Source organism: Ornithinibacillus gellani (assembly GCF_003730295.1).
Lineage (GTDB): Bacteria > Bacillota > Bacilli > Bacillales > Amphibacillaceae > Ornithinibacillus_A > Ornithinibacillus_A gellani.
In genome coordinates, this window is sequence record NZ_QTSZ01000031.1 from 1 (window position 1) to 7,547 (window position 7,547).

7 protein-coding genes are annotated in these 7,547 nt (G+C 39.2%); 1 reads left to right on the top strand and 6 read right to left on the bottom strand.

The genetic code is table 11. From position 1 onward, the window contains the following. Positions 1 to 560: 560 nt before the first annotated feature. Genes DX933_RS10205 through DX933_RS10230 form a run of 6 tightly spaced genes read right to left on the bottom strand, consistent with a single transcriptional unit; the run spans position 561 to position 4,302 of the window. Positions 561 to 902, bottom strand: a complete 342-nt coding sequence (locus tag DX933_RS10205; protein WP_123316342.1) for a fluoride efflux transporter FluC — start codon at positions 900 to 902, stop codon at positions 561 to 563. Further along, on the bottom strand, positions 899 to 1,306 hold the full coding sequence (gene crcB / locus DX933_RS10210; protein ID WP_190279488.1) for a fluoride efflux transporter CrcB: 408 nt from the start codon (positions 1,304 to 1,306) through the stop codon (positions 899 to 901). The genes DX933_RS10205 and crcB overlap by 4 nt, the downstream gene beginning before the upstream one ends. Then, entirely contained in the window at positions 1,291 to 1,704 is a 414-nt protein-coding gene (locus DX933_RS10215; RefSeq protein WP_123316344.1) for a Fur family transcriptional regulator, read from the bottom strand. The genes crcB and DX933_RS10215 overlap by 16 nt, the downstream gene beginning before the upstream one ends. Then, complete coding sequence (locus DX933_RS10220; RefSeq protein WP_123316345.1) at positions 1,691 to 2,551, bottom strand: metal ABC transporter permease; 861 nt, start codon at positions 2,549 to 2,551, stop codon at positions 1,691 to 1,693. Before DX933_RS10220 ends, DX933_RS10215 begins: the two co-directional genes overlap by 14 nt. A gap of 20 nt (positions 2,552 to 2,571) precedes the next feature. Continuing rightward, positions 2,572 to 3,327, bottom strand: a complete 756-nt coding sequence (locus DX933_RS10225; RefSeq protein ID WP_123316346.1) for a metal ABC transporter ATP-binding protein — start codon at positions 3,325 to 3,327, stop codon at positions 2,572 to 2,574. Positions 3,328 to 3,348: 21 nt separating this feature from the next. Further along, a complete protein-coding gene (locus DX933_RS10230) occupies positions 3,349 to 4,302 on the bottom strand; it encodes a metal ABC transporter solute-binding protein, Zn/Mn family (protein ID WP_123316347.1) in 954 nt (317 codons plus the stop codon). Positions 4,303 to 5,676: 1,374 nt separating this feature from the next. On the opposite strand from DX933_RS10230, the gene argS reads away from it, so the two are divergent. Further along, positions 5,677 to 7,344, top strand: coding sequence for an arginine--tRNA ligase (gene argS / locus DX933_RS10235; protein ID WP_123316348.1), 1,668 nt, complete (start codon positions 5,677 to 5,679; stop codon positions 7,342 to 7,344). Positions 7,345 to 7,547: the final 203 nt, after the last annotated feature.

Sequence of the window (7,547 nt, forward strand, 5' to 3'; positions counted from 1 at the left end):
TGTCCACCTTCACTATATGGCAAAATGAGGCTAATAGGTGTCGAATACTGTCGAGGCAAAACTGAATATTCCAAATTGAATCATTCGTACTAGATAACGCACAAATGCGGTCTAGGTGAATGGTAGGGGAGGATTTGCAGATTTCGTCAGATTTAAACGTATCTATTCGTTTTAAGTACATAAGCCTTAAAACCATTTCACTAACTTTCCTTATCATGAAAGAAAAATGAGTAGGAAAGACTACAAACTGTAATGAAAGACTTTGTTTTGTTACTTCGTTGTTAGATAGTAAAGAAAATAAATAAAAGGAGAGTATTTAGGCTGATAAAAGTTGTGATTGGTTTATTACTTCATACCTAGCTTTTTTTGAATAGAACGAAGCACGTCATTCCAGCATTTATGATTGCGAGATTTGCCAGCGGATAAGAGATAATGGCGTGTCTATTGTTTAAAGCAGGATGACTTATTTGCTGTGAACCATATGGAGAGTGCGCAAACGGAACACAAAAAAACAGACCACTAAAAGTAGACTGGTCTGTACACGAAAAAGATGATGCTGATTATAAATAATAAATCAGGAAGATCGTGCCAATAGATACGAATGTAGTTGTAAACATATATCCGATAGCGGCTGCATATTTTTTCTCAACTAGCATCAACAAACTTTCATGTCCAAATGTGGAAAAAGTAGTGTAAGATCCGCAAAATCCAATTCCGCATAATAGCCAGATCCATGGAGAGATATGGTCGGATTGGTAACTGACAGCAAGTATTCCCAATAGTATAGAACCAGTTACATTAGCGATCCAAGTACCAATAGGATGTTTTTGAAAACGTAATGCGATAGCGTATCTAGTCATACTACCGAAAAATCCGCCAACAGCAATCAGGAGCAAGGTCATTTACCAACACGACCCTTCCCTGCGAGTGTATAGCCGATAAAGCTTGCGAATAAGCCGAGTATAAGACTTAAGATGACATAGCTAACAGACAATAGATAGTTTGTTTGCCAAAGCTCCACAGTTTCCAGAGCAAAGGTTGAAAAAGTAGTAAAGGAACCAAGTACTCCTGTACCAATTGCAAGTAAAATAGTTGGTCCTAGTAATTGTTTTAAACGAACTTGATTTAGTATATATCCGAGCAATAAACAACCAATCAGATTTACGGTAAATGTGGCATAGGGGAAGCCATGGGTAGGGTTGAATAATAACGAAATGCTATACCTGGCGCATGCACCAAATACCCCTCCAATACCAACTGCAACAAAACTTGCAATGCCCGGCTTTTTAATTATGCCGTTTGGCAATGCGGACACCGCCCATATATTTCGAATTTATGATCTTCAATTTCATAGCTTTCCAATGCTTCCTTGGCTTCTTCCATCGGACAGATATGAATGGCTTTTGTTTTTCCGCATTGGACACAAATAAAATGGTGATGATGATGTTGAGAGCATTTGAAACGAAATTGTTTTTCGCCGTTTAGCTCTGTATTTTCTAATATACCGATATCATTATATAAATGAAGATTTCGATATACCGTATCAAAGCTAATTCCAGGGTATTTATTCTCCATATGGTTATTTAAATCCTTTGCAGTTCGATAACCGTCTGCTTCAGCAAAAAAGGCTAGTATATCTTTTCTCTTTTGTGTCGTTTTATAGCCCCTTGTTTTCAACAATGTCATAGCTTCATTCATATCCATGCTGAACCCCTCCATTATGACCAGTTGTCTTACTTTTCTTCAAAATAGAAAGCAGTAGAATGATAATGGAAACCATCACAATAGTACCACCAGGTGGGATGCTGAAATAATAGCCTGTTATAAGACCGATAATAACAGCAATTTCGCCAAAAATAATCGAAACGATGATGGTTTGTTTAAAGCCTTTGGTTAGTCGCATTGCAGCTGCTACTGGAAGTGTCATGAGTGCAGAAACAAGTAATACACCAACAATACGAATAGATGCAGCAATAACAAGTGCTGTTAATACAATAAACATAAAATGAATGGCTTTGGCATGAATGCCGGAGATAGTAGCATGCTCCTCATCAAATGATAATGCCATAAATTCTTTATAAAACAAGATGATGATGATGGTAACGATCATGGTGATTCCAGTTATAGTCAATAGATCGTTACGACTGACAGCTGATACAGAGCCAAATAAATAATTGAATAAATCATTATTAAAGCCGTTCGCTAGTGATATGAAAATAACACTTAAGCCGACACCACCAGACAGGATAATTGGAATACCAATTTCCTGATAGGAATGGTAAAGGGAGCGTAATTTTTCAATCAATAATGCGCCAATTACGGAGAATGCCATTCCGCCATAAAAAGGGGGTAAAATGAAAATGGCAAATCTTTTTTCCAGTAACAAGCCAAATGCAATACCTGCCAATGTTACATGTGACAATGCATCAGCTATAAGGGATAGACGGCGAACGACAATGAATGCTCCAAGTAAAGGACCGATAAATCCGATAAGTAATCCAGTTATAAAAGTATGCCGTAAGAAATCAAAGGCAAGTAAGTCAGCAAGCATGGTTGTTGTTCCTCCAAATATTAATGATCATGTTTGACAACATGGACAGGGTGCCCATATATTCGTGATAGATCAGCTTCGGTAAGTGATGTGTATTTTTCGGGTTCCCCATGAAAATGTAGTTCTTTATTCAGACAAACAATGTCGGTTGCGTGCTCTGTCATTGCGCCGGTATCATGGGTGACGAGTAACAAGGTGATTTGATCATTTTGATTTAATTGGTGCAGCAAATCATAAAAGCGTCGGACATTTTGATAATCAACTCCAACCGTAGGCTCGTCTAATATTAGCAATTCGGGATCATTGACAAGGGCACGCGCGATAAAGACACGTTGCTGTTGACCACCTGATAGATTACCAATTGACGCATCTGCATAATCTTCCATACCAACCTGTCTGATGGCATGCATCACTTTTTCCTTATGATGTTTATTGAAAAATTTAAGGTACCCTACTTTAGCAGCAAGCCCCATTGATACGACTTCGCGAACGGTTGCCGGAAACCCTTTATTGAAGGAATTGGATTTTTGCGAAACGAAACCAATCTTTGTCCAATCCTTAAAGCGATCCATTGGCTTACCGAAAAGGGATACACTGCCATTGTCTGGCTTTAGTATTCCAAGCATAATTTTGATTAAAGTAGTTTTTCCTCCACCATTTGGACCAACCATCCCCATGAAAACACCACGTTCTAATTCCAGGTTGACATCCTGCAGCACAGTTTTATCCTCGTAGCTATAATCAATATGTTTCAATGAAATAATGGAATTCGTCATTAGGATTCACCTCCAAGCAGTTTATTCCGTTTCGTCATCGAGTGCTATATTTAATGTATTTATGTTTTCCTTCATTAAAAATAAATAATCGGAGCCGTTTTGAATGTCAGATTCCGTGAGCGATTCTAAATTATGAATTTCCAGTGGTTTTGCATTTATATGCTCTTGAATAATTGTTGCAATCTTATCTTTACCAGTTTGCTCAAAGATCACATAATGAATTTGGTATTGTTTTGCCAAGTCAACGATTGCAGCTAGTTCTTTTTGAGATGGTTCGCTGCTAGTAGAAAGACCGCTTATCGCAAGCTGTTCAATACCATAACGGGCTTCCCAGTAACCATATGCTGCATGGGCAACAAGAATGTGATGCTTTGATTTGGAAGAGATGGTATCTGATAAATCTTTATCCAAAGCGAACAACTTTTCTTTTAAGGAATCATAATTTTTTTCAAAGATTTCTTTATGATCTGGATCCAATGCAATGAGTTCATCTTTTATGACCTCACTCATTTCTGCCATCCGGATTGGATCAAGCCAAATATGCGGATCAACATCGGAATGCTCGTGGCCATCTTCCTGTGCGTCATGGTGTTGGTTCTGATTCGATTTAAATAAATCCTGTTGCAAGGCTCCAATTTCCACAAATGTTACGGTTTGGTTTTGTAAGGCCTGTTCTGCTGTCTCCGCAAATCCTTCCATGCCCGCACCTAAATACATAAATGCATCTGCTTTAGCGATATGGGTCATTTCTTTTGTAGTTGGCTCATAGGTATGTGCATCAACACCTGGAGGATAAATAGAGGAGGCGTCTACGTTATTGCCACCAATTTGCTCGACGGCAAATTGTATGGGATAAATGGTTGTATAAATCGTCAGCTTATCATTCGCGTCAGATGAATGGGAAGAACTATCCGTACAGGCTGTAAGCAACACGAGAAATAGTAGTCCCACTAAATATGTGATGTGTTTAAACAATGCTGGTAACCCCCTTGAATAAAATGAAACTGATTGTTAGTTGAACCAATCAGGCCTTTACTGGCTGTTGATCCTCCACATACAATGCTTGTTATCAACAATAATTCTTGAAGCGGGGGTCTTACAGCCAGTTAATCTGTGATAAAGTGAAACTTCAATCAGTGGGGGTTTTTGCACTGCACCCACTGATTGTTAGTTGAACCAATCAGGCCTTTACTGGCTGTTGATCCTCCACTTACCATGCTTGTTATCAACAAAAATTCTTGAAGCGGGGGTCTTACAGCCAGTTAATCTGTGATAAAGTGAAACTTCAATCAGTGGGGGTTTTTGCACTGCACCCACTGATTGTTAGTTGAACCAATCAGGCCTTTACTGGCTGTTGATCCTCCACTTACCATGCTTGTTATCAACAAAAATTCTTGAAGCGGGGGTCTTACAGCCAGTTAATCTGTGATAAAGTGAAACTTCAATCAGTGGGGGTTTTTGCACTGCACCCACTGATTGTTAGTTGAACCAATCAGGCCTTTACTGGCTGTTGATCCCCCCTAACAATGCTTGTTATCAACAAAAATTATTGAAGTGTGGGTCTTACAGCCAGTTAATCTGTGATAAAGTGAAACTTCAATCAGTGGGGGTTTTTGCACTGCACCCACTGATTGTTAGTTGAACCAATCAGGCCTTTACTGGCTGTTGATCCCCCACTTACCATGCTTGTTATCAACAAAAATTCTTGAAGCGGGGGTCTTACAGCCAGTTAATCTGTGATAAAGTGAAACTTCAATCAGTGGAGGTTTTTGCACTGCACCACTGATTGTTAGTTGAACCAATCAGGCCTTTACTGGCTGTTGATCCCCCACTTACCATGCTTGTTATCAACAAAAATTCTTGAAGCGGGGGTCTTACAGCCAGTTAATCTGTGATAAAGTGAAACTTCAATCAGTGGAGGTTTTTGCACTGCACCCACTGATTGTTAGTTGAACCAATCAGGCCTTTACTGGCTGTTGATCCCCCACTTACCATGCTTGTTATCAACAAAAATTCTTGAAGCGGGGGTCTTACAGCCAGTTAATCTGTGATAAATGTACTAGGAAAGTATAACGTAATCATTACGATTTGTAAATAGGAATGATTTCGATTGAGAATGGGACTAATTTTTCCCCCATAATTGTGAATAGCAATCGATTCATCATTCATATTTATTATTCCATAAAACGCGTATTCAATGGCTGAAATTTCGATTTGTATGGGACGATAATAGAAATGATGGATTATTATGGTGAAAAAGAGTTATAATCTACTGTAGCAGTGCACACATAAACCCATTACATGAAAAAATCAATACAAGAAGTCGGGGTGTGCCAAGGAGGAAATCGAATGAATATTTTACAACAAACAGAAGCAGCATTGAAGGATGCAATTAAACAAGCAGTCATTCAAGCTGGGCTCGCCGAGGAAAGTGACATTCCTTCTATTATATTAGAGAAGCCTAAAAATAAGGAGCATGGTGACTTTGCAACCAATATCGCGATGCAGTTGGCACGTGTTGCTAAAAAAGCTCCGCGTATGATTGCAGAAGATATTATCGGTACAATTGATAAAACAGCGGCATCTATTCGAGATATTGAAATAGCTGGTCCGGGCTTCATCAACATCCGGATGGATAATCAATATTTAACAAAACTGATCCCAACGATTCTTACAGCCGGAGAGAATTATGGTCGTACAAATGAAGGAAATGGCCATCGAATTCAAGTTGAATTTGTTTCGGCAAATCCAACAGGCGATTTACACTTAGGACATGCGCGTGGCGCAGCAGTTGGTGATACATTGTGCAATGTATTAGATGCGGCAGGATATAATGTAGAACGTGAATATTATATTAATGACGCTGGTAATCAAATTGATAACCTGGCGCGATCTGTAGAAGCAAGATACATGCAAGCACTTGGCAAGGAGTGGGAGATGCCAGCGGATGGTTATCATGGAAAAGACATCATCGCGCTTGGAACGAAACTTGCAGATACAGATAGAGATAAATGGGTGGATGCTACTGAAAGTGAACGAATTCATCATTTTCGTGAATATGGGCTTGCCTATGAATTAGATAAAATTAAACAGGTTTTAGCTGATTTTGGTGTACCATTTGATAGCTGGTTTTCTGAAACGACTTTATATGAACAAGATAAAATTGAAGAGGTACTAGCAGACCTCAAAAATAATGACGTCATTTACGAAGCAGACGGTGCTACTTGGTTTCGAACAACGGATTATGGAGATGACAAAGATCGTGTGTTAGTTAAATCGGATGGTAGCTACACCTATTTAACACCTGACATTGCTTACCATAAAAATAAATTGGATCGTGGTTTTGGCACGTTAATCAACATATGGGGAGCGGACCATCACGGGTACATCCCACGTATGAAAGCAGCAATACAAGCATTGGGTTATCCGAAAGATGCGCTTGAAGTAGAAATCATTCAAATGGTTAATTTGTATGAAGCAGGCGAGCGAGTCAAAATGAGCAAGCGAACTGGAAAAGCAATTACCCTTGTGCAATTAATGGAAGAAGTCGGAAAAGATGCGATGCGTTATTTCTTCAATATGCGCTCAAGTGATACCCATTTGGATTTTGATATGGATTTGGCACGCTCTGAATCAAATGAAAATCCCGTATATTATGTTCAGTATGCCCATGCCAGAATTTGCACGATGTTGAAGCAGGCGAAGGAAAAAGGGTTTACAGCCGATCACCAACATTTGAATTTATTAACAGCTGAAAAAGAAATTGAACTATTAAAGCTATTGGGGGCATTTCCGCAAGAAATAGCGATTGCTGCCAAGAAGCGATTACCACATCGGATGACGCAATATGTCTTTGACTTGTCATCCAGCTTACACAGTTTTTATAACGCGGAAAAAGTACTGGATGCTGAGCACCAAGATCGTACTAGTGCACGAATTGCATTGATGGAAGCAGTGAAAATTACCATCGCAAATGCACTGCGTTTACTCGGTGTCAGCGCACCAGAAAGCATGTAAAAAAACATCCATTTCAATAATAGAGGATATCATGTTTCACTCAAGCCAGTGCTGTATTTATACAGCCTGGCTTTTCATTAATCTTTTTAAACCACAGGCTCTGCCTGTGTGCAAACGAAACTTTTAGAGTTGTATCCAAAAAAACTCCAAACGTTATAATAGAAGATGGCCGTCAAACCAACTTTAAATAACGAGAGGAGTCT

Bases quoted from the DNA above. Each gene is read 5' to 3' on its own strand.
- DX933_RS10205 (WP_123316342.1), bottom strand. From the start codon at position 902: ATGACCTTGCTCCTGATTGCTGTTGGCGGATTTTTCGGTAGTATGACT.
- DX933_RS10215 (WP_123316344.1), bottom strand. From the start codon at position 1,704: ATGGATATGAATGAAGCTATGACATTGTTGAAAACAAGGGGCTATAAA.
- DX933_RS10220 (WP_123316345.1), bottom strand. From the start codon at position 2,551: ATGCTTGCTGACTTACTTGCCTTTGATTTCTTACGGCATACTTTTATA.
- DX933_RS10225 (WP_123316346.1), bottom strand. From the start codon at position 3,327: ATGACGAATTCCATTATTTCATTGAAACATATTGATTATAGCTACGAG.
- argS (WP_123316348.1), top strand. From the start codon at position 5,677: ATGAATATTTTACAACAAACAGAAGCAGCATTGAAGGATGCAATTAAA.